This is a genomic window from Phenylobacterium sp. (genome assembly GCF_024508875.1).
In the GTDB taxonomy this organism is placed as follows: domain Bacteria; phylum Pseudomonadota; class Alphaproteobacteria; order Caulobacterales; family Caulobacteraceae; genus Phenylobacterium.
Window position 1 is genome coordinate 1 of record NZ_JANINU010000112.1, and the last position, 21122, is coordinate 21122.

Sequence of the window (21122 nt, forward strand, 5' to 3'; positions counted from 1 at the left end):
CGTCAGGCTCATAACCTGAAGGTCACAGGTTCAAATCCTGTCCCCGCACCCAAGTTGATGAAAGGCCCCGCAAGTTTGCGGGGCTTTTTCTGTTTAGGACCATGGATGTCGCGCGTCAGCGGCGTGGCGAGAGGCCGAGCGGGGCAGGGGTTTCACGTCGCTCCATCATCCAGCGCGGTTCTTGATCGTAGGTGCCGCTTGTGGTTCGCACGTCGCTGAAGCCGTAGGCGGTGATCGTTCCCGAGGCGGTGGGCGGGCCGTTCGAATAGGTGTCCGCGCGGACGCTTCCGGCCCAGGTGTCCTGCAGGCGCGGCCCTGCCGTTTGCGCCGGCCGCAGGTGCGGGGCGGCGTCCCGGCTGGGCGGAGCGGACGAGATGGTGAGCGCCAAACACGGCGTGGCGACGATCGCGGCAACAGCAGAGACGAAGGCGAACAGACGCATGCGCGGCTCCTTCAGGATCTGACGGGAGCCTGTGGGGCCGCGACGGGTGCGTCAAGCCGCCTTTCAGGTCACCTTGGCGACGCGGAGCGAATTGGTGCCGCCGGAGCGGCCGAAGGGGATTCCGGCCACGACGACGATTTCCTCGCGGCGTTTCGCGAAGCCGCTCTTCAGGGCCAACGCCGCCGCCTGGGCGACGGTCTCGGTCATGGTGTGGGTTGTTTCCGAGGTTAGGGCGTGCACGCCCCAGACCAGCGCCAGCCGGCGGGCGGTGGTGAGGCTGGGGGTTACGCCGAGGATCGGCACGTCGGGCCTTTCGCGCGCGATCCGCACGGCGGTGCGGCCGGAGAGCGAGAACGCCGCGATCGCCTTGGCCTCTATCGTCTCGGCGACCTGGCGCGCCGCAGCACAGAGCGCATCACCCGCGTCCTTCTCGGGCGCGGGGCGGGCGGCGGCGCGGGCGGCTTTCAGGTCCTCGTCGTCCTCGGTACGGGCGATGATGCGGTCCATCATCCGCACGGTCTCGACGGGATATTTGCCGGTCGCGCTCTCGGCCGAGAGCATGACGGCGTCGGCGCCGTCGAATACCGCGGTGGCCACGTCGGAAGCCTCGGCGCGCGTGGGCGCCGGATTCTCGATCATGCTCTCCATCATCTGGGTGGCGACGACGACGGGGCGGCCGTGGCGGTGGGCGGCGCGGATCAGGCGTTTCTGGATCAGGGGCACGTCCTCGGCCGGGAGTTCGACGCCCAGGTCGCCGCGGGCGACCATGATGGCGTCGGACAGCTTCAGCACGTCCTCGATGGATTGCAGGGCGCCGGGCTTCTCGATCTTGGAGAGGATGGACGCGCGGTCGCCGACGAGTTCGCGGGCCTCGGCCACGTCCTCGGGGCGCTGGACGAAGGACAAGCCGATCCAGTCGCAGCCGTGCTCGAGGGCGAAGGTGAGGTCCGAGCGATCCTTGCGGGTCAGGGCGGGGATCGGGAGGGTGAGGCCGGGGAGGTTGACCCCCTTGTGATCGGACAGGCGGCCGCCGACGATGACGCGGGTGTCGAGGAATTCCGGGGTCTGGCGGGTGACCTCCAGGCGGATGCGGCCGTCGTCGAGCAGGAGCACCGAGCCGGGGGAGGCGGCGGCCATGATCTCGGGGTGCGGGAGCTGGACCCGCTGGCTGTCACCCGGCCGTTCCTGCAGGTCGAGGCGGAGGGTCCGGCCCCACTGGAGCACCACGGCGCCGCCCGCGAAGCGGCCGACGCGCAGTTTCGGTCCTTGGAGATCTGCAAGGATTCCAATGGGTCGGCCGGTTTTCTTCTCAATCTTGCGAATGCGCTCGATGACCTCGGCGTGGCCCTCCTGGGCGCCGTGGCTGAAGTTGAGGCGGAAGACGTCGGCGCCTGTTCGGAACAATTCCTCGAGCCGTTCGAGGCTGGAGGACGCCGGGCCGATGGTGGCCACGATCTTCACCCGCCGGCGGCGCCGGATCGCTTCAGCCACGCGGGCGGTCTCCCATCTGGTTGCCCGGATCCATCACGAATCCGGACGTGTGAATTTGGCCTTCAAGCGCCCCGCCAGCAAGCAACCGGCGAAGGGAGATTTCTGTTTCCGTGATGTCGGAAAGCCGCCGCCGGATCCGTCCTAGGATCAGGATGGAACGGAGGAGGATCCCCCATGCCCTACGTCGATGGGTTCGTGCTGGCGGTGCCGAAGGCGAATATCGAAGCCTATAGGGCGATGGCCACCCTGGGCGGCAAGGTCTGGATGGAGCACGGCGCGCTCAGCTACGTCGAGACGTTCGCCGACGACGTGCCTTATGGCGAGCTCACCTCGTTCCCGCGCGCGGTCCAGGCCAAGGACGACGAGGTGGTGGTGTTCTCCTGGGCGACCTACAGGGACCGGGCGCACCGAGACGAGGTCATGGCCAAGGTGATGGCCGACGAGCGCCTAAAGGGCAGCGACATGCCCTTCGACGGCAAGCGAATGATCTTCGGCGGCTTCGAGAGCTTCGTCAGCCTTTAGACGTCGTCGCAGACGTCCCTCCATTTGGCGTCCACCGCCGCCGAGCCGTCCCGGGATTCCAGCGTGAGCTGGCCGTCGACGAAGACGAAGCGCTCCTCGCCGTCGAGGGAGTCCTGGGGCTCCTCGATGTCGACGCGGCCACAGACGGCGGGCGCCTGCCCGATCCAGTCGACGGCGACCTTGCCGAGGGTGACGCTGTCGGCGTCGGGCTCGCCGGTGAGGATGGCCGAGCGCGCCTCGGCGAGCTGGGCGGCCTGGTCCGCGGCGTCGTGGGCGATCTCCTGGCGGGCGGCCGGAACGATCCGGTCCCAGAACAGGAGGGCCAGGACGAACACCGCAAGCAGCGCCGCGCCGGCGCCTATGCCCAGGAGCAGGGCGCGCGGGACGGTGCGGGGCAGGGCGGGCGTCGGCATGTGCAGATCCTGTCGCGTCAGGTCTGACATTCGGTGAAGACGCTGCGTGGTTGCGGCGCCACGGCGTCGCATTACCGCGAATTATCTTGGCCCCGGGCAAGGCGCGGGACACACAAGGGCCGCATCGGACCCGCTTGAGGGAGCGGCGTCCCAGGAGCTCGCCCGCCCTTGCTATCCCTTCTCGCCGCCTCGTCCCTGCAGCTCGCGCAGGCGCCGGAGTTGCCGCGCATGCCGGCCATCGAGCGGCAGCCGCAGATCACCTACCTGGACCGCAGCGGCGCCGTGATCGGCGTGCGCGGCGGCCGGTATGCGCCGCCGGTGGACGTGGCCAAGCTGCCGGCCTACGTCCCCGCCGCGTTCGTCTCCATCGAGGATCGGCGGTTCTACGAGCACAACGGCTTCGACCCCCGCGGCATCGCCCGCGCCGTGGTGGTGGGCCTGAGCGAGGGGCGCGCCAGCCAGGGCGCCTCGACCATCACCCAGCAGCTCGCGCGCAACCTGTTCCTCAGCCAGGAGCGCACGCTGGAGCGCAAGGCCACCGAGCTGGTCTATGCCGTGGAGCTGGAGCGCACCTATTCGAAGAAGCAGATCCTGGGCCTGTACCTGAGCCGCGTCTATTTCGGCTCGGGCGCCTATGGCCTGGAGGCGGCCTCGCAGCGGTTCTTCAACAAGCCGGCCGCGAAGCTCTCGATCAAGGAAGCCGCCATGCTGGCCGGCGTGCTGAAGTCGCCCAGCGGCTACAACCCGGTGGAGCAGCCCGAGCGCTGCCTAGAGCGGGCGAACCTGGTGCTGGCGGCCATGGTCGAGACCGGCGCCATCACCCCGGCCCAGCGCGACAAGGCCGCGGCGCAGAAGCCCAAGGTGTGGAAGACTGCGCCCGCCGGCCCCTCGCAGTACTTCGTCGACTGGGTGGACGGCGAGGTGCGCCGGCTGATGCCAAAGGTCACGCGGGACCTGACGGTGGAAACCACCCTGGACCAGGGCATGGAGATCGCCGCCGGCGACGCCGCGCGCACGGTCACCGCCCGCTACAAGCCGCAGGGCACCGACCAGGCGGCCATCGTCGCCATCGACGGCGCCGGGCGCGTGCGCGCGCTGGTGGGCGGGACCGACTATGCGAGCGCGCCCTACAACCGGGCAGTCAGCGCGCGGCGGCAGGCGGGCTCGGCCTGGAAGCCGTTCGTCTACCTCACCGCCCTGGAGCAGGGGCGCACGCCCGACACCGAAGTCATCGACGAGCCGGTGACGATCAACGGCTGGACGCCCAGCAACTACGAGGTCGGGACCTACCTCGGGCCAATCACCCTGCAGACGGCGCTGGCCAAGTCGGTCAACACCGTGGCGGCGCGGCTGGCCGACGAGGTGGGCCGCCCGCAGGTGGCCCAGACGGCCCGGCGCGTCGGCATCGTCTCGACCGTCAACACCGATCCGGCCATGGCCCTGGGCACCACCCTGGTCTCGCCCCTCGAGATGACCCAGGCCTACGCCGCCTTCGGCAATGGCGGCAACCGGGTGCAGGCCTACGGTATCGAGCGGATCCGCCAGGGCGGGACAGTCATCTATCAGAAGCGGCCGCCGGCGCCGGTCCCGGCCATCGCCAACCCGGCGCTGAGCGAGCTGAACCAGATGATGCGCACCGTCATGGTCGCCGGCACCGGCGGCCGCGCGGCTGTGCCGGGCTACGATCTGGCGGGCAAGACGGGCACCACCTCTGACTACAAGGACGCCTGGTTCTGCGGCTACACGGGCGGCTTCGCCGCCTGCACGTGGATGGGCCGCGACGACGCCAAGCCCATGGCGCGGATCAGCGGCGCCACCGCCCCGGCCGAAATGTGGAAGAGCTTCATGGGCGTGGCGCTGAAGCGCGTCCCCCGCCAGGCCATCCTGCCCGGCCCGCCGGCGCCGGTCGCCCCGCCGCCGGTGGAGGTGGCCGCGGAGGCGGCGGCGGTGACGGCGGGGACTGTGCCGCCGTCGCCCGCGGTGACGGAGCCGCCGACGAAGTAGCTGTGAGCGGCTGGAGCCAGCGGCGCTTGACGCGTGAAGGTCGGGCTAGGCCGGCCGAAACTCTTGGGGGGACTGCCGGCGGCAAGTCTCGAGGGCGAGCCGGACAGTCCGGCGAGACTGATCTAGAGTTCGCTGCTCCCGCGCGATGCCCGGCGCGTTCTCCGATCCAAAGGCGCAAACTTGGAAACCATCGGCCGCGACCTTGAGGAAATGCAGCGTACGCCCCTGGCGGCGTCCCACGTCGAGGCCATGCGCGCCGCCGGCGCGGTCGTGACCTACGAAGCCGGCGCGGTCCTGGTGAAGCCCGGCCAGGTGGTCGACCGGTTCGTCTACGTGCTGGACGGCGAGATCGAGGTGGTGGACCCGTTTTCCGAGGAGCGCTGGAGCAGCTCGACGCTGGGCGCGACCCAGTTCATGGGCGAGATTTCGTTCCTCAACGGCGGCGCCTGGTCGATGCCGATGCGCGCCGTGCGCGAGACGCGCGTCCTGGAAGTTCCACGGGCCGCCATGCTGCAACTGATGTCCGAGATCCCGGAGATGTCGGACATCGTCATCACGGTTCTGGCCGCCCGGCGCCGCAAGCAGCTCGAGGCGCGTTTCAGCCCGCTCGTCCTGATCGGCGAGGACCAGGATCGCGATATCCGGCGGATCGCCGACTTTGCGAGCCGCAATCGCCTGCCGTACGCGTCGCATCCGCTTGGAAGCCAAGCAGCCCTCGAGGTCGCGCAACGCTGCGCCATCGCCGCGGATGCTCCCGCCGTGATTTTCGGTCGCGGGCATGTGGTGGCCGACCCCACGCCGGAAAAGGTCGCGAGGCTCCTCGGCGTGAATTACGACCTCGATGACGATGCCGCCTTCGACGTCCTGATCGTCGGCGGCGGCCCGGCCGGTGTCGCGGCGGCCGTCTACGCCGGAGCCGAAGGCCTCGACGCGCTTGTGGTCGAGGACACCGCCATTGGCGGGCAGGCGGGGACATCGAGCCGCATCGAAAACTACATGGGCTTCCCCACCGGGATCTCGGGCGCCGACCTCGTCTGGCGAGGCGAGGTGCAGGCCATGAAGTTCGGCGCACGTTTCCTGATGCCGCGCCGCGTCGCCTCGCTGGAGGAAATGGAGAACGGGCGCTTCTGCGCGGTGTTCGACAACGGGCGGCGGATTTCGGCGAGCGCCGTCGTCGTCGCGACCGGCGTGCAGTACAAGCGACTACCGATCGACCGCCTCGGCGAGTTCGAAGGAAGCGGCGTCTACTATTCGGCCACCGAGAACGAAGCGCGATATTGCCGTGACACAGCGGCCGTCATCATCGGGGGCGGAAATTCGGCAGGGCAGGCCGCCATGTTCCTGAGCCGATCAGCCGATCGGGTCCATCTGATCGTTCGGGGCCGCTCGCTGGCCGCCTCGATGTCCAGCTATCTGTCGAGCCGGTTGGAGGCCGACCCGCGGATCACCATCGAATACGAATCCGAAGTGGTGGCGCTCGACGGGGCGGAGCGGCTGACATCCGTGACGATCCGGAACCGGGGGGATGGACGAGAGCGCGATGTGCCGACCTGCGCCCTGTTCGTCATGGTCGGCGCGGAGCCCAACACCGGCTGGCTGTCCGGCCTGGTCGATCTCGATGAAAAAGGGTTCGTGCTGACCGGCGCGGCCGTGGGCGCATCTTCGTCCTATGAGACCTCCAAGCCAGGCGTGTTCGCGGTCGGCGATGTTCGGGCGGGTTCGGTCAAGCGGGTCGCCTCGTCGGTCGGCGAGGGGTCGGTGGTCATCTCGAAGGTCTGGAGCCATCTCAACGACTGAGGATCGCGTCGGCCTACAAGCCATCGTCAGAGGGGCCGGCAGTATCGGCCGACATCCGTGAGCCGACGCGGCTCAGGCGTCGGCCCCGCTGAAGATCGCCGGCCGCTTGGCAAGGAACGCCGCGAACCCCTCGGACGCGTCAGGTCCCGCGGCAAGGCGCGCGATCTGGCGACCTTCCTCGTCGGTCTGGCTTGCGAAGTCGCTGGCCAGCGAGGTCAGCAGCAGCCGCCGGATCGCGCCGTAGGCGGCGGTCGGCCCGTTCGCGAACGCGCGAGCGCGCCGGGCCGCATGGTCGTCGAGCGCCCCCGGTTCGACGATTTCGGTCACGAGCCCCCAGTCGAGCGCCTCGACCGCCGTGAGGCGACGATCCGTGAGCAGCAACTGCTGAGCGCGACGCATGCCGATCAATCGCGGCAGCAGGAACGTGGAGCCCCCATCGGCGGAGAGGCCGACCGCCGTGTAGGCGGACGTGAAGTGCGCCCCGGAACCGGCGACGACCAGATCACCGATCAGCGCCAGTCCGAGGCCCGCTCCCGCCACGGCGCCCTGGACCGACACGACGACGGGCTTGGGCATCGTCAGGAATTGAAGCTGAGCGGCGTGGAACGTATCGGCCATCGTCTGGAGGAGCGCCGTCCGAGCGTCACCCTGGACGGCCGCGAAGGCCGAGAGATCGCCGCCGACGCAGAAGGCCTTGCCCTCGGCCGAGAGTAGGACGGAGCGGATGCCGGGGTCCGATGCGCAGGCGTTCGCGACCTCCTGGAGCTGCTGGGCGAGCTCCAGATTGACCGCATTGCCGGCCTCGGGCCGAGCCAGCGTGACGCGCGCGACACCTCCCTCGCGCTCGAGCCTCACCAGGTCGTTCATGTCTGCTCCCTTGGCGGGCCGATGGCCGAGGTCTCCAGGGAGCCAAGCCGAGCCGAGGCGATCAAGGTCCACTTCGGGCCGGGCGGCATCCAAAGGTCCCGGGCCGCGGCGTCGGCGTCACCACGGCACCGGCTGGCCGTGGCGGTCGAGGTAGCGGAGGCCGCGGGCGCCCTGCTGGGCGATGAGGACGTCGACGATCTGAGGCATGGCCTCCTCGACGCCGAACGGCGCATTGGCGCCGCCCAGTTCCGTGCGGATCCATCCCGGCGCCAGGAGAAGAAGCGCACGCGCCTCGGCCGCGTGACGCCCGGCGTAGCTGGCCATCGCCTGGTTGAGAGCCGCCTTGCTGGCGCGGTAGACGTCGTTGGTCCCGTTGGCGTTGTTGGCGATGCTGCCCTGGCCGGAGGACATCACGCCCACCACGCCGTCGGGCCCGGTCAAGGGGGCGAACGCCTCCACGGCGCGCATCGCGCCGAGGACGTTCGTCCCCATAACCTGCGCGAATTCCTCGTCCGACACCTCGGCCATCGTGTCGCCAGGGGCGCGGTTCGCGATGCCGGCATTGACGAAGACGATGTCGAACCGGCGATCCGCCAGGCGCTCGCGCAGGGCGCGCGTCTGGTCGGGGGCGGTCATGTCGAGCGTCTCGATCTCGATGGCGTCCGGGTGTTGGGCGGCCAGGGCGTGAAGCGGGGTTCCGGCGCCTCGTACGGTGCCCAGGACCCGCCAACCGCGCCGGGCGAACTCCGCCGCCATTGCATGGCCGAGCCCGCGGGAGGCCCCGACGATGAGGACCGAACGGCCGGGTCCCGGCGAGGCGGAGCTGCTCATGCTTTGATCCTGCGAGGCTGGCGGCCAGGATAGGTCGATCGGCCCGCGCCGCGCTACCCGACCTTGGTCAGAGACCCATCGAGCGTCGGCGGTACAATCGGCGCGCTGGTGCGGTCCTATCCGGCGCCGCGGCGGCCGGAGCGTGTCAGGCGCCCGTCGTCAGGTCGCGGACGAGCTTGCCGTTCACCCGCACGTTCTCCAGCGCCAGGCCTTTCACGAACTTGACGACCGAGGGCCCGGCGACGCCCTGGAAGTCGCAGTCGCGCAGGGTGATCCGTTCGACGCGGCCCGTCGGCAGGCCCTGGAGATCGACGGCGCGGGCGCTGCGGCCGCTGCGGACATTCTCGATCACGACGTCGCGCAGGACGGGGGTGAAGGGGCCGTCGGCGCCTTCCTCGTAGTTGAAGTCGACGGTCACGACCGCCTGACGCACCTGGCCGACCTGGAGGTTGCGGTAGCGGATCCTCTCGACGAGCCCGCCACGCAGGGCGTTGTTCTTGAAGCGGATGGCGTAGTCGAGGTTGGGGCTGTCCAGCCGGCAGTTCTCGGCGAAGACGTTGCGGACATGGCCCGAGATCTGGCTGCCGATGGTGATGCCGCCGTGCCCGTCGGCCATGCGGCAGCCGCGGATGATGACGTTCTGGCAGGGGACGCCGACGCGCCGGCCGTCCTCGTTGCGGCCCGAGTTCAGCGCGATGCAGTCGTCGCCGGTGGCGAAGGTGCAGTCCTCGATGAGGACGTCGGTGCAGCTTTCGGGATCGCAGCCGTCGTTGTTGGGGCCGTGGCTGTCGACGTCGACGCGGCGGATGGTGACGTTGGTGCAGAGAACCGGGTGGAGCTGCCAGAACGGCGCGTGGCGCAGCTTCACGCCCTCGATCAGGACGTTGCGGCAGCGGTAGGGCTGGATGAAGGGCGGGCGCAGGTAGCTGCCTTCGCCGAAGAGGCGCTGGGCCACGGGCGTGCGGTCCTCGGCCATGCGGAACAGGCGCTCGCGGGCCGGGCGCTGGTCGGCCATGCCCTCGGCCCAGCCGTGCTGGTTCTGCTTCCATGGGCCCTTCCACGGCCACCAGTTCTCGCGGCTGCACTGGCCGTCGAACGTACCTGAGCCGGTGATGGCGATGTTCTCGCAGTCGATGGCGTAGACGAAGGGCGAGTAGTTCATCAGTTCCACGCCTTCCCAGCGCGTGAAGACGAGGGGGAGGTACGCGCGGGGATCGGTCTTGAAGCGCACGACGGCGCCCTCGGCCAGGTGGAGCTCGACGTTGCTCTGGAGGTGGATCGGCCCGGTCAGCCAGTCGCCCCTGCGGACCACGACGCGGCCGCCGCCGGCGCCGCTGGCAGCGGCGATCGCCTTGCGGAACGCCTGCGAAGAGTCGGCGACGCCCCGAGGGTCGCCGCCGAAGGCCTCGAGGGGGAAGTCGCGGTCGGGGAAGGTGGGCGGCTTGATCCGCGCCAGGATCCGGTCGGCCAGAGCCCAGTCGTCCGACGGCCTGGCGCCCGGCGCCTCGGCCGGCGCCTCCACCGGGGCGGCGCGGGCGAAGGCGGGCGCGAGGGCGAGGGTCGCCCCCGCGAGAAACGCGTCCCGGCGGCTGATCATGCCGAAGCTCCGATAAGGAATGGGCCGGGCGTCGCCGCCCGGCCCCGTCGCTGCGCCGCTAGAAGCTGTAGCGGACGCCGAAGTAGAACTGACGGCCGAAGTGGTGGTTGGTCCACACCCGCGAGGCGTCGGTGTCGTTGCGCTGCTGGCTGTCCTCGTCCGTCAGGTTCAGGCCCTCGATCGAGAGCTTGATCTGGTCGGTGAGCTGGTAGCTGACGTTGGCGTCGACGGTGGTGGTCGCCGGCACCCAGTCGGCGTCCTGGTAGTCCTGGCGCCGGCCGGTGGTCAGGCTGCCCTGGTTGCCGGAGGGAACGGCGGTCAGATAGCTCGCCCGGTGCGAGAGGGAGACGCGGGCCGAGAACTTGGCGTCCTCGTAGTAGAGGGTCGCGTTGTAGGCCGTCTTGGACACGTTGGTCGGACGGTTCTCCAGCTCCAGGCCGGCCGGGCAGACGCCGTTCACGGGCGTGCCGGCGCAGAACTTCTGGGTGCCCTTCACGTAGGTGTAGTTCAGCAGGGTCCCGAAGTTGCCGACCCACTCGGGCAGGTTGAACGCTTCCACCAGCGGGGTCGCGGGCTGCTGGATGTTGATCTCGAAGCCGCGGTAGGGCTTTCCGCCCTTGGTGTTGATGGTGGTGGTGAACTGGGTGTCGTCGTTGGGCGTGCGGCCCGTGCCCGCCAGCAGCGAGTCCGGGAAGCCGAACGAGGAGTAGGGGCCCGTCAGGCGCACGGTGGTGAAGTCGGTCTTGAAGTCCTTCACGAAGAAGCCGACGGCCACCAGCGACTTGCCGCCCGGATACCACTCGAACGACAGGTCGTAGGTGTCGGCCTTCTGCGGCTTCAGCAGCGGGTTGCCGGCGGTGATGCTGAGGTTGCCCGAGGTGTTGAGGGTGCCGCCGGGGTTCAAGGCGCCCAGGCCTGGACGCACCATCACCTTGGCGGCGGCGGCGCGGACCAGGAAGTCGGGCGTGACCTCGGCCACCACGTTCGCGGCGGGCAGCCAGTTCTTGTAGCTGTTGTCGACCGTCAGCCTGACGGGGGCGCCGCCGGCGAAGGTGTAGCCCTGGGCCTTCAGGTCGGTGTCGACGTAGCGGATCCCGATGTCGCCGCGCAGCCGCCAGGGCAGGACGTCGGTGTCGAAGTCGAGCTGGACGTAGGCGGCCGAACTCTCCTCGGTGATGGTCCGCCAGTTGCCGCGGGCGTTGGTGTTCTCGATGCCCTGGAGCGCGAAGGTCCCGGCGCCCGAGTAGATGCCGTAGGCCTGGGCCACGGCGTCGAAGTTGGGGATGACCCAGCCGGTGGGGGTGGCGTCGCCGCCGAAGTGACGGCCGAAGCCGGTGAGCTGCTCGCTGAGCGAGGTCATGGTCGAGCCGGTCGGCATGGCCGGGATCGCGAACTCGCTGGCCCGGCGGTATTCCTGGCTGTCGTTGACGTACTTCTTCCACTCGGCGCCGGTGCGCAGCTTGAAGGTGTCGTTGACGTCCCACTCGGCGTCGCCGGCCACGATGTCGTAGCTGTTCTGCACGAACTGCGGACGCAGGCGTACTTCCGACGGGCGGACCGTGCCGTTCGCATTGGCGTTGGTGAAGGTGTAGGCGTTCGGATCGGTGACGTCGAAGCCCCAGGTGATGGCCGGGTTCTTCGGGTCGTTGCGGGCGTCGTAGATCCAGCCGTCCTGGTTCGCCCGGTCGAAGGTGATCGTGGTCTGGATGGGGTTCTTGAAGCTGGACTTCGACGTTCCGACCAGGCCGCTGACCCGGAAGTTGTCGGTGAATTCGTGGCTGCCCGACAGGGTGTACTGGCTGAAGATGGTCTCCAGCTTGTCCTCGCGGCTCTCGATGCGGACGTCGACGTTGTCGAAGACGCCGTAGGTGAGGGTGCCGAACGAGTCGGTCTCGAAGACCCGCGGGATCATGTAGGGCTTGCCGAACTCGGGCGAGGCGGCGCCGCGGCTGAAGGAGATGCCCTCCAGGTAGTTCTCGGTGCGGTGCGATTTGAAGTCGGAGTAGAGGTAGTCGAAGCTCACCTTCGTGCGGTCCGTGGGCTTCCACTGGACCGAGCCGGTGATGCCCAGGCGCTTCTGGTCGTAGTCGAGGCGGGCGAAGCGCGGGATGCGCGGCGACCAGCTTCCGGGATCGGAGGCGCGCTGGTAGGCGGCGATGTTCTCGGCCGTGCCCGGCAGGCGCGGGTTGCCGGCGAAGCAGTTGTTGGCGTCGCTTCCGACCGCGGCGTTGGCGCCCGGGTTGAACTGCACGCCGGCCGTCGTGGCGTTGGTGTCGTAGCCGACCGGGCTGCACCAGCCGCCGTTCGAGGCGCCCTGGTCCCAGCGGACGGTGTTGTAACCCTCTTCCCGGACGCGGCGCTCGGAGTAGGCGACCGAGGCCAGGACGCCCAGCGTGCCGTCGAAGAACTTCTTCGAGAACAGGCCGGCGAGGCGCGGGTCCCACTTCTTGGAGAGGTCGTTGTAGCCGGCCTGGGCCGAGACGGTGAACACCTGGTCCTTGCCGAAGTCGAGCGGGCGCGCCGTGGTCAGGTCGACCGTGGCGCCCAGCGAGCCCTCTTCGATGCTGGCCGAGGAGGTCTTGCGCACGGCGAGCTGGTTGAAGAGCTCGGACGCGAAGACGTTGAAGTCGAAGGTGCGGGCGCGGTTGGCGCCGCCGTCGGCGTCGGAGCCGCCGGTGGTGGTCAGCGCCTCCATGCCGTTGATGCGCACGCGCGTGGAGCCCGGGCCGAGGCCGCGGACGGTGATGTTGCGGCCTTCGCCCGCGGCGCGGGTGATGGCCACGCCAGGGATCCGCTGCAGCGACTCGGCGAGGTTGTTGTCGGGGAACTTGGCGATGTCCTCGGCCTTGATGGCGTCGACGACGCCGGCCTCGTTGCGCTTGATCGAGATCGCGCTCTCGATGGCGGCGCGGAAGCCGGTGACCACGACCTCCTCGACTTCATCGGTCTTGGCGGCCGTCTGAGCGGCGGCCTGGCCGGCGACGCCCAGACCCAGGGCCAGAATCGACGCGCCGCACACCAGCCGGCGCAGGCGGAAATCGCCCGTTGGGACCATGAATCTACCTCCCCTGCCCACGAAGGCTTAAGCCCCCGGGTGACCGTCTCGCGGCCTTGTTTCCCCGCCGGCGCCGTTGCAGTGACACCGGTGTCATACTAGCCTGGAATCGTCCGCTGCAATTTGAAGCGAACTCAGGCGCGGAGGGAACATGCCTCTCGGTGACACCGGTGTCAACAACGTGACGGCGAGGCCGGGGCGAGGCGCGCGCCGGCCAAATCCGGTCTTTTCGGACGAGTACGAAGTGGTGCGCGCGGTGCTGATCGGCGCGCGGCGCGAGGCGGGCCTGAGCCAGCGGGCGCTGGCGGCGCGACTGGGCAAGACCGGTTCGCACGTCGCGATGATCGAGCGGGGCCAGCGGCGCGTGGACCTGCTGGAATTCTGCCGCATGGCCGAGAGCCTGGGCGTGTCGCCGGACGCCCTGGTGGGGCGGATCACGGCGCGGCTGGGCGACTTGAAGGCCGCAGCGTGATTCCAGCCGGAGGGGCCGTCCGCGAGATCCGCGCCGCCGAAGACAGGCCCCGACGGCGCGCTTGTCGAAGGTCTAGAAGATGAAGTCGGACGCGGCGAGCGTGACGTTCTTGACGATCGCGATCACCTCGTCGTCCCAGGTGTTGGAGGTCCCGGACGTGTTGTTGTTCACGTCGAGCACGACCCAGGTGTCCGATCCGACGAACTTCAGGTCGATGTAGGCGCCGATTGTCGTCGTGGCCTGGCCGATGGACGAGAGCAGGGCGTCGACGTCGATCTTGTCGGTCCCCACCACGAAGTCGGTGATCGTGTCGCCCTCGCCGCCGCCGTCCCCGCGGGCGACGAAGCGGAAGGTGTCCGCGCCGGCGCCGCCGGTGAGCACGTCGATGTCGAAGCCGCCGACCAGGGTGTCGGTCCCGAGGCCGCCCGTGAGCGTGTCCTTGCCGCTGCCCCCGTCCACGCTGTCGGCGCCGGAGCCGCCATCGAGGCTGTCGTTGCCCATGCCGCCCGAAAGCGTGTCGCCGCTGCCGGCCCCGTCCAGGGTGTCGTTGTTGGCGGTCCCCGCCATGCTGTTGGCGCCGCTCGTGCCGGTGGCCGAGCTCCCGGCGGTCGCGCTGGAGTGCAGCGCCTGCCAGAGCTCGGTGAAGGTGGTGTTGTCCGCCATCTGGGCGTCGACGTCCCGGACGTAGGCGAGGTCGGTCGTATTGCCCTTGGCGTAGCCGTTCAGGAACTTGGTCGTGAGGATCGCCAGCTCGTTGAAGACATTCGGATTGTTCGAGGCCTGGACCCCGAAGTCCCCGTGGTTCGCGTCGTTGAACACGAAGGCGTATTTGTCGCCGGCGGGCGCGTTGTCGTACGGGTCGAGCTTGTACTGGTAGTTCGCGCCGCCCTTCTGGGTGTCCTCCTCGCCGGCCGCCACGAACAGCGGCTTGGTCAGGTCCTGCCAGGAGTTGCCCGAGGCGTTGTCGTAGAAGCCGTAGATCGGCACGCCGCCCGCGGAGAGGTCGATCACCGCGTCGAAGCGGGCGTCGCCCCAATTCACCAACGTGCCGGCGAGGTTCTCGATGCTGGCGCCCGCCGCCACCTGGGCCGCGCCGCCGCCCGCCGAATAGCCGGCGGAGACGAAGTAATCGGTGACTCCGTAGCCCGGACCCAGGGCGCTGGCGAGGTCCGCCGCGTGGTCCAGGGCCATCTTCATGTCCTCGACCCGGTTGAACAGGAAACCGTCGGTGGTCCCAACGCTGTCGTCGAATCCCGGCAGCACAGACTGGCTGGCGGTCGCGTCCTGTCCGTCCGCGTGCGCCGGCACGATCACGATGTAACCCTGGGACGCCCAGTGCAGGGGCAGCGAGGTCGTGAAGTTGGGGTTGCTCTGATCGGCGTAGCCGAAGGTGCCGTGGCTGTAGACGATCACCGGATAGTTCCCCGGCGTGGACGGCCCGTAGACGTAGGCGTCGACCGACACGGTGGTGAGGGTGTCGTTGGCGAGCTGCCGGCTCTGGCCGGTGAACGTGAGCATCGCGGAAGGCATCGTCGTTTCCTCCATGGGGCTGGCGCGCACGGGACCGTGCACGCGGGGACGCGTGTTCGATGAACTGTCCGGAGGGCGGTCGCCGGTGCGGCGCGGGCGGTCAGCCCGTCTGGTGGTCTGCGGCCACGGCCTGTCCTCCCAGGCCGACCGACACGCCCTTGTGACCTGGGCGATTTCGACAGCCTGGCTACACGCTAAGCGGGTGGTGCTTTTTGTTCAACAATAATTCGATCTGATCCGCGATGCGGAGAATATTGTCTGACAATCGAGTCATGTGATACCGCTCGCTCAAACAATGCGGCGCGGCCGGTGCGGACGATGTCGCGGCATCCGGGGGGAAGAACGATGAAGCGATATCTGTTGTGCGGCGTAGCGCTGGCCGTTGTGGCCGCGCCTCCGGCCTGGGCTCAGGCGACCGCAGACGACGACACGGCGCTGAGCGAGGTGATCGTCACGGCGCGCAAGCGCGACGAGCGCCTGCAGGAGATCCCGGCGGCGGGCAGCGTACTCACCGCCGAACGGCTTCGCGAAGTGGGCGGCGTGGTCGACCTGCGGAACTTCACTGCGCTGCTGCCGGGCGTGTCCCTTGTGGACAACGACAGCGTGAACAGCGAGTTCGCGATCCGGGGCGCGGGCCAGGCCGGGCGCAACGTCAACGCCGACTCGGCCATCGCCCTGCTGCGCAACGGCGCCCAGGTGACGGGCGGCAACATCGGCGGGCGCGGGTTCGCCCGGATGGACATGTTCGACGTGGGCCAGATCGAGGTGCTGCGCGGCGCGCAGGGCTCGCTGTACGGGGCCAACGCGGTGGGCGGCGTGATCTCGGTGGTCAGCCAGGAGCCGGGGCCGACGTTCGGGGCCCAGATCGAGGCCGGCTACAACTTCAACAAGGAGGGCGTCGACCTCATCGGCATCGTCAATGCGCCGATCAACGACGTGCTGTCGCTGCGCCTGGGCATCGACGCGACCGAGCAGTATGGCGGGCGCGTCTACAACACGTTCCGCAAGGAATACATCGACGGCGGCGACTATCGGGGCGTGCGCGCCGCCCTCGCGTTCACGCCGGACGACCGCTTCAAGGTCGTCGCGACGGTGGATTTGTCGCGGCTGGACGACCCCACGGGCGGGCAGGTGGACGTGCAGCGGCGCCTGTACCCCGCGATCCCGGAAACGTTCGACTACCAGACCCAGGCGGAGGGCAACACCAAGGCGCGCCTGCACCAGAACATCGCCAACGGCAGCCTGTCGATAAAGGCGGACCTGGGCTTCGCCGAGCTTTCCAGCACCACCAACGCACGCTGGCGCGACTCGACGGCGATCGCCGACGATGACGGCCGTTATCCGGGCGCGCCGCTGCTTTCGAACGGCCAGCCCAACATCGCCGGCGGGGCCACCTGCCGGGGCAACAACTGCTATTCGACCGTGGCCGACCAGGTGAACGTCTTCTACCAGGAGGTGCGCCTGAACGGCGAAGCGGGGGCGCTGACCTGGGCCGGGGGCGTCGACTTCCGCGCCTTGAGCGACACCTACACGGTGGTGAGCTACGGCCGCGTGCAGGGGACCACGCCGGTCCCGGCGTCCTACGCGATCCTGGACAGCGACAACCGCACGTTCGGCGCCTTCGGCACCGGCTCGTACAAGATCACCCCGCAGCTCACCGCGGAGGCCAGCCTGCGCTGGACGCAGGACGAGAAGGAACTGTTCGGGGGCCTTTCGAACGGGGCGCCGGTGAAGGGCTCGATCCCGCGGCGCGAGCGGACCTTCGTGAACTGGACCTACGGCGGCTCGCTGAGCTGGCAGCCGTCTTCGCGGCTCAATCTCTACGCCCGCTTCGCGACCGGCTTCCGCGCGGGCGGCTACAACCGCGACTTCGGGACGTCGAACGCCCTGCCGGGCAATCCCGCGACGCCGCTGGCCTACGACGAGGAGAGCACCACGGCGTACGAGGCCGGGCTCAAGTTCGAGGCCTCGCGGGCGCTGCAGGTCACCGCGGCGGTCTTCCGAACCGACTACCGCGACGTGCTGGTGAGCGACACCGGGACCCGGTTCGCGGCCCAGGGCGGCGGCGCGTTCATCTATCTCGACAACCTGGGTGACGCGAAGGCCACCGGGGCCGAGGTGGAGCTGAACGGGATCGTCGCCGTGCCGACGATCGGCGGCCGCTTCATCTACACCCTGGCCGGGACGTGGATCGACTCGACGCTGGATTCGCCCATCGCCACCGTCGACGGCAACAAGCTGAACGGCACGCCGGACTTCGCCCTGACCGCGAACGGCACCTACAGCCGGCCAATCACGGGCGCCGTCGAGGGCTTCCTGAACGTCGCCTACAAGGGCGAGTGGGACGGCTACTACAACATCTCCAACCTTCAGAGCCGCGACACCAACCGGAGCCTGCAGCTTCGGGCGGGGGTGCGCCACGGCGCGAAGTGGGAGCTGGCGCTGAAGGCCAGCAACCTGCTGAACCAGCGCTATGAGTTCCTCTACGGCACGGGCTTCCTGGTGGCGACGCCGGGTCCCGAGTACGTCCTTCAGTTCCGGAGCCGGTTTTGACCCACACTTCCTCTAAGTCGGCGGTCGACCGCCGCCGCGTGCTGGCGGGTGGCGCGGGGCTCGCTGCCTTGGCCGCCGCGCCGTTGGCCAGGGCCGCCGACCCCTGGGCGGCGGGGCGCGAATGGCGGGTCTATGGCGGCACCAACGCGGCGGCCAAGTACTCGTCGCTGAGCCAGATCGACGCCGCGAACGTCGGCAAGCTGCGGGTCGCCTGGGAATGGGAGAGCCCGGACGCGGCGATCGTCAAGGCCCATCCAGGCCTAGCGCCGGGTGAGTTCCAGGCGACGCCGATCATGGCGGACGGCGTGCTCTACACCTCCACCGCCTTCTGCCAGGTGGTGGCGATCGACCCGGCCACCGGCCGCAACCTCTGGGTCTACGACCCAGGGACCTGGAAGCGCGGCAAGTTCACCAGCAAGGGGATGCAGCACCGCGGCGTCGCCTACTGGCGCGACGGCGCCGACGCGCGGGTGGTGATCGGGACCGGCGACAACCGGCTGATCGCCCTCGACGCGCGCACGGGCAGGCCGATCCCGAGCTTCGGCAAGGACGGCGAGGTCGACTTGGGCGTCGTGGGCCTGCAGCGGCCGCTGGCGCGCGATCCGATCGACCTGTTCGCGTCGACGTCGCCGCCGCTGATCTGCGGCGACGTGATCGTGATGGGCCAGTACATCCACGACCGCGTGGTGGCCGCGGAGATGCCACCCGGAGACGTGCGCGGCTTCGACGTGCGCACCGGGGCGCTGAAGTGGACGTTCCACACCGTGCCCATGAAGGGCGAGTTCGGCTGGGAGACCTGGGAGAACGGATCGGCGGCCCGCAACGGCAACGCCAACATCTGGGCGCCGATGGCGGCGGACGACGAACTGGGCCTCGTCTATCTGCCGGGCAGTTGCCCGACGAACAATTTCTATGGCGGGGAGCGGCCGGGGGACAACCTGTTCGGGAACGCTCTCATCTGCCTGGATGTGAAGACCGGCAAGCGGCGTTGGCACTACCAGTTCGTGCACCACGACGTGTGGGACCTGGACCTGCCGTGCGCGCCGAACCTCGTCGACATCCGCGTCGGCGGGCGGCGGATCAAGGCGGTGGCCCAGGTGACGAAACACGGGTTCACGTTCGTGTTCGACCGCGTCACCGGCCGGCCGATTTGGCCTATCGAGGAGCGGCCGGTCCCGCAGAGTACGCTGGCCGGCGAGAAGCTTTCGCCCACGCAGCCCTTCCCGACGAAGCCGCCGCCGTTCGAGCCCCAGGGGCTGACGGAGGACATGCTGATCGACTGGACGCCCGAGCTGCGCGCCGAGGCGCGGAAGATCATGGGCGAGTACAACGCCGGCCCGCTGTTCACGCCGTTCAGCGAGAAGCTGACCGTGCAGCGCCCGGCCTGGGCGGGCGGAGCCAATTGGGGCGGGGCCGCGGTCGATCCGGAGACCGGCGTCCTGTACGTACCGTCGACGTCGTCCATCGCGGCGCTGGCGCTGGACGAAGCCGGCAAGCGCGTAGGCACTGGGGAGACCGAGGAGATCGCCGGGTCGGTGCGCCTGGTCACGGGCCCGCGCGGCCTGCCGCTGATCAAGCCGCCGTACGGACGGATCACGGCGATCGACCTGAACCGCGGCGAGATCCTCTGGATGAAGCCGAACGGGCCGGGGGCCAGCGAGACGGCGCCGTTCAAGGGGCTCGACACCGGTTGGGTCGGCACGACGGGGCGGACCGGGCCGCTGCTCACCAAGACCCTGCTGTTCCTGGGCGAAGGGCCGCATGACCTGAATTCGCGACGCGTGCTGCGGGCCTGGGACAAGGCGACCGGCGCGGTGGTGGCCGAGATCCCGCTTCCCGGCGCGACCCATGGGCCGCCGATGACCTATATGGCGAACGGCAAGCAGTACGTGGTCTGCGGCATGGGTTTCCGCCGCTCGCCCCACCGCCTGGTGGCGCTGGCCCTTCCCGAGGGAGCCTGACGATGACCGAACCCTTCACCCGCCGCGCCGCACTGCTGGTGGGCGCCGGCGCGCTGGCCGCCGTGGCCACGCCCGCCGCGGCCGTGGGCGCGATCAAGCACTACATCCTGGTCGACCTGAAGCCGGGGACCGACCAGCTCGTGCTGGACCGCTGGTACATGACGTTCCACGCGCCCCAGGTGCGCCGGGCCTTCAAAGCCTGGCAGCGGAACTACGTGTCGTTCCGCAGCTATCTGCCGCCCGCCGAGGCCGTGAGCGCCTATCCGCTGAAGTACGGGCGGATGACGGAGATCCAGTTCGACAGCCTGGCGGACTTCCAGGAGAGCCGACCGAACAACATCTACGCCAAGGGGCTGGGGTCGTTCACGCCACCGCCGGGCGGCTGGGCGAACGCGGGGTTCGAGAGCACGACGGCCACCGTGCCGGTCAACCCGCAGCAGGTGTTCCTCGCGACGGACACCGCGCCGAAGGAGACGCCCTACCTGCGGTGGATCGTGTTCTTCCGCTATCCCAAGGACGTCACGGCCGAACAGGGCGATGCTTGGTACCGGGACGTGCATGCCAAGGAGGTGGCCCGGCTGCCGGGGCTGAAGCGCTACGCCCTCTACAATGCTGTGAGCCCCGCCTCGCAGTACCCGCGGGTGGCCGAGCTGTGGTTCGACGACTACGCGGCGTGGAAGGCGGCCTTCCTGCCCGTGCCGAAGTTCACCGCGCCGCCCTGGGGCGGGAAGGGGCTGTTCGTGGACGCCATCTCGATGTTCGTGGGCGAGAACCCGGACGTGGACTTCGTCAACGACAAGCGGGCCATCCCCTGACGCGTCAGGCGGACTTCGCGCCCTTGGCCACGAGCATGCGGGTGACCTCCTGCTGGGTGAAATAGATGATGCGCCGGGCTGCGCCCGCGGCCGCTTCGGCCTCGCGCACGCTCAGGGCGTCGGCGAGCTGGCGCCAGTCGTCGAGCGGCCCGATCAGCCCGCTGTTGTCCAGGCCGAGGTAGGAGAAGTGCCAGCGCGCCTTGCGGTGCGAGGCGGCCATCATTTCGCGGGCGTCGCGGCTGCCATGGCGCGAGATGAGAGCGCCGATCTCCACGCCCTGGTTGATCCGCCAGCGAGCCGTCTGGTCGGCCGCGCCGTCCAGCATCGCGCGGATGCGGGCGACGATCTCCTCGAGGTCGGCGTCGGGGGCGCGGAAGCAGGCGAAGCGCGCCATCAGGCCGAACAGGGCGGCGCGCACCTCGAACAGGTCGAACATCTGGTAGAGCGTGGGCGTCGTCACCCGCGCGCCGCGGAACTTCTCCAGCTCGACGAAGCCGTCCTCTTCCAGCAGGCGCAGGGCCTCGCGCACCGCCGAGCGGGCCGCGCCCATCTCCTCCGCCAGCCGGATCTCGCGCAGCCAGGTGTCGGGCTTGATCTCGCCGCCCTGGATCTGGTCGCGCAGCAGGCGGGCGACCTCGCGCGCTGTCTTGCCGCCGCGGGGCGCGGCCTTCGATGCGGCCGGCGGGGCCGCGGCGGTCTTGGATTTGCGCGTCGTCATCGAGGCCCCGGCTCTGATTGTCAGTCAAACGAGGCGTGATTGTTCAGTCTTGCG

16 protein-coding genes are annotated in these 21122 nt (G+C 69.4%); 7 read left to right on the forward strand and 9 right to left on the reverse strand.

All coding sequences use genetic code 11. The features are described from left to right. Positions 1 to 115: 115 nt before the first annotated feature. Together Q0L11_RS09790 and pyk are read right to left on the reverse strand one after the other, a co-directional pair. Positions 116 to 442 (reverse strand): hypothetical protein, encoded by a 327-nt coding sequence (locus Q0L11_RS09790; protein WP_296596971.1) that lies wholly within the window; start codon positions 440 to 442, stop codon positions 116 to 118. 63 nt (positions 443 to 505) lie between these two features. Beyond that, positions 506 to 1933 (reverse strand): pyruvate kinase, encoded by a 1428-nt coding sequence (gene pyk / locus Q0L11_RS09795; RefSeq protein WP_296596973.1) that lies wholly within the window; start codon positions 1931 to 1933, stop codon positions 506 to 508. Positions 1934 to 2107: 174 nt separating this feature from the next. On the opposite strand from pyk, the gene Q0L11_RS09800 reads away from it, so the two are divergent. Further along, positions 2108 to 2455: a DUF1428 family protein gene (locus Q0L11_RS09800; RefSeq protein ID WP_296596975.1), complete on the forward strand. Its 348-nt coding sequence runs from the start codon at positions 2108 to 2110 to the stop codon at positions 2453 to 2455. Here Q0L11_RS09800 and Q0L11_RS09805 read toward each other — a convergent pair. Next, complete coding sequence (locus Q0L11_RS09805; RefSeq protein WP_296596976.1) at positions 2452 to 2868, reverse strand: hypothetical protein; 417 nt, start codon at positions 2866 to 2868, stop codon at positions 2452 to 2454. The genes Q0L11_RS09800 and Q0L11_RS09805 overlap by 4 nt on opposite strands. Before the next feature lie 168 nt (positions 2869 to 3036). On the opposite strand from Q0L11_RS09805, the gene Q0L11_RS09810 reads away from it, so the two are divergent. Both Q0L11_RS09810 and Q0L11_RS09815 read left to right on the forward strand, forming a co-directional pair. After that, positions 3037 to 4872 (forward strand): transglycosylase domain-containing protein, encoded by a 1836-nt coding sequence (locus Q0L11_RS09810; protein ID WP_296596977.1) that lies wholly within the window; start codon positions 3037 to 3039, stop codon positions 4870 to 4872. Positions 4873 to 5121: 249 nt separating this feature from the next. Beyond that, positions 5122 to 6669: an FAD-dependent oxidoreductase gene (locus Q0L11_RS09815; protein WP_296597011.1), complete on the forward strand. Its 1548-nt coding sequence runs from the start codon at positions 5122 to 5124 to the stop codon at positions 6667 to 6669. A 72-nt stretch (positions 6670 to 6741) separates the two neighbouring features. On the opposite strand, the gene Q0L11_RS09820 is transcribed toward Q0L11_RS09815, so the two are convergent. From Q0L11_RS09820 to Q0L11_RS09835, 4 genes are all read right to left on the reverse strand, one after another. Continuing rightward, a complete protein-coding gene (locus Q0L11_RS09820) occupies positions 6742 to 7536 on the reverse strand; it encodes an enoyl-CoA hydratase-related protein (RefSeq protein WP_296596978.1) in 795 nt (264 codons plus the stop codon). Positions 7537 to 7653: 117 nt separating this feature from the next. Then, on the reverse strand, positions 7654 to 8367 hold the full coding sequence (locus Q0L11_RS09825; RefSeq protein WP_296596979.1) for an SDR family NAD(P)-dependent oxidoreductase: 714 nt from the start codon (positions 8365 to 8367) through the stop codon (positions 7654 to 7656). Positions 8368 to 8512: 145 nt separating this feature from the next. Beyond that, complete coding sequence (locus Q0L11_RS09830; protein ID WP_296596980.1) at positions 8513 to 9964, reverse strand: glycoside hydrolase family 28 protein; 1452 nt, start codon at positions 9962 to 9964, stop codon at positions 8513 to 8515. A 58-nt stretch (positions 9965 to 10022) separates the two neighbouring features. Next, entirely contained in the window at positions 10023 to 13019 is a 2997-nt protein-coding gene (locus tag Q0L11_RS09835) for a TonB-dependent receptor (RefSeq protein WP_296596981.1), read from the reverse strand. Between the two features lie 151 nt (positions 13020 to 13170). Here Q0L11_RS09835 and Q0L11_RS09840 point away from each other — a divergent pair, with 151 nt between their 5' ends. Next, the gene (locus Q0L11_RS09840) at positions 13171 to 13491 is read left to right on the forward strand and encodes a helix-turn-helix domain-containing protein (RefSeq protein WP_296596982.1); all 321 of its coding nucleotides are present in this window, start codon (positions 13171 to 13173) and stop codon (positions 13489 to 13491) included. A 72-nt stretch (positions 13492 to 13563) separates the two neighbouring features. On the opposite strand, the gene Q0L11_RS09845 is transcribed toward Q0L11_RS09840, so the two are convergent. Further along, positions 13564 to 15021 (reverse strand): type I secretion C-terminal target domain-containing protein, encoded by a 1458-nt coding sequence (locus Q0L11_RS09845; protein ID WP_296596983.1) that lies wholly within the window; start codon positions 15019 to 15021, stop codon positions 13564 to 13566. A gap of 345 nt (positions 15022 to 15366) precedes the next feature. On the opposite strand from Q0L11_RS09845, the gene Q0L11_RS09850 reads away from it, so the two are divergent. The 3 genes from Q0L11_RS09850 to Q0L11_RS09860 are packed head-to-tail and all read left to right on the forward strand — an operon-like array spanning position 15367 to position 20350. Then, positions 15367 to 17574, forward strand: a complete 2208-nt coding sequence (locus Q0L11_RS09850) for a TonB-dependent receptor (RefSeq protein WP_296596984.1) — start codon at positions 15367 to 15369, stop codon at positions 17572 to 17574. Beyond that, the gene (locus Q0L11_RS09855) at positions 17571 to 19535 is read left to right on the forward strand and encodes a pyrroloquinoline quinone-dependent dehydrogenase (RefSeq protein ID WP_296596985.1); all 1965 of its coding nucleotides are present in this window, start codon (positions 17571 to 17573) and stop codon (positions 19533 to 19535) included. The genes Q0L11_RS09850 and Q0L11_RS09855 overlap by 4 nt, the downstream gene beginning before the upstream one ends. Positions 19536 to 19537: 2 nt before the next feature. Next, a complete protein-coding gene (locus Q0L11_RS09860; protein ID WP_296596986.1) occupies positions 19538 to 20350 on the forward strand; it encodes a hypothetical protein in 813 nt (270 codons plus the stop codon). A 4-nt stretch (positions 20351 to 20354) separates the two neighbouring features. On the opposite strand, the gene Q0L11_RS09865 is transcribed toward Q0L11_RS09860, so the two are convergent. Then, positions 20355 to 21068, reverse strand: a complete 714-nt coding sequence (locus tag Q0L11_RS09865; protein ID WP_296596988.1) for a GntR family transcriptional regulator — start codon at positions 21066 to 21068, stop codon at positions 20355 to 20357. Positions 21069 to 21122: the final 54 nt, after the last annotated feature.

What these genes read in the sequence shown, in the direction of transcription:
- Q0L11_RS09830 (WP_296596980.1), bottom strand. Translation starts at nt 9,964, where the DNA reads ATGATCAGCCGCCGGGACGCGTTTCTCGCGGGGGCGACCCTCGCCCTC.
- Q0L11_RS09845 (WP_296596983.1), bottom strand. Translation starts at nt 15,021, where the DNA reads ATGCCTTCCGCGATGCTCACGTTCACCGGCCAGAGCCGGCAGCTCGCC.
- Q0L11_RS09860 (WP_296596986.1), top strand. Translation starts at nt 19,538, where the DNA reads ATGACCGAACCCTTCACCCGCCGCGCCGCACTGCTGGTGGGCGCCGGC.
- Q0L11_RS09805 (WP_296596976.1), bottom strand. Translation starts at nt 2,868, where the DNA reads ATGCCGACGCCCGCCCTGCCCCGCACCGTCCCGCGCGCCCTGCTCCTG.
- Q0L11_RS09815 (WP_296597011.1), top strand. Translation starts at nt 5,122, where the DNA reads ATGCGCGCCGCCGGCGCGGTCGTGACCTACGAAGCCGGCGCGGTCCTG.
- Q0L11_RS09800 (WP_296596975.1), top strand. Translation starts at nt 2,108, where the DNA reads ATGCCCTACGTCGATGGGTTCGTGCTGGCGGTGCCGAAGGCGAATATC.
- Q0L11_RS09835 (WP_296596981.1), bottom strand. Translation starts at nt 13,019, where the DNA reads ATGGTCCCAACGGGCGATTTCCGCCTGCGCCGGCTGGTGTGCGGCGCG.
- Q0L11_RS09820 (WP_296596978.1), bottom strand. Translation starts at nt 7,536, where the DNA reads ATGAACGACCTGGTGAGGCTCGAGCGCGAGGGAGGTGTCGCGCGCGTC.
- Q0L11_RS09825 (WP_296596979.1), bottom strand. Translation starts at nt 8,367, where the DNA reads ATGAGCAGCTCCGCCTCGCCGGGACCCGGCCGTTCGGTCCTCATCGTC.
- Q0L11_RS09840 (WP_296596982.1), top strand. Translation starts at nt 13,171, where the DNA reads ATGCCTCTCGGTGACACCGGTGTCAACAACGTGACGGCGAGGCCGGGG.
- Q0L11_RS09865 (WP_296596988.1), bottom strand. Translation starts at nt 21,068, where the DNA reads ATGACGACGCGCAAATCCAAGACCGCCGCGGCCCCGCCGGCCGCATCG.
- Q0L11_RS09850 (WP_296596984.1), top strand. Translation starts at nt 15,367, where the DNA reads ATGAAGCGATATCTGTTGTGCGGCGTAGCGCTGGCCGTTGTGGCCGCG.
- Q0L11_RS09790 (WP_296596971.1), bottom strand. Translation starts at nt 442, where the DNA reads ATGCGTCTGTTCGCCTTCGTCTCTGCTGTTGCCGCGATCGTCGCCACG.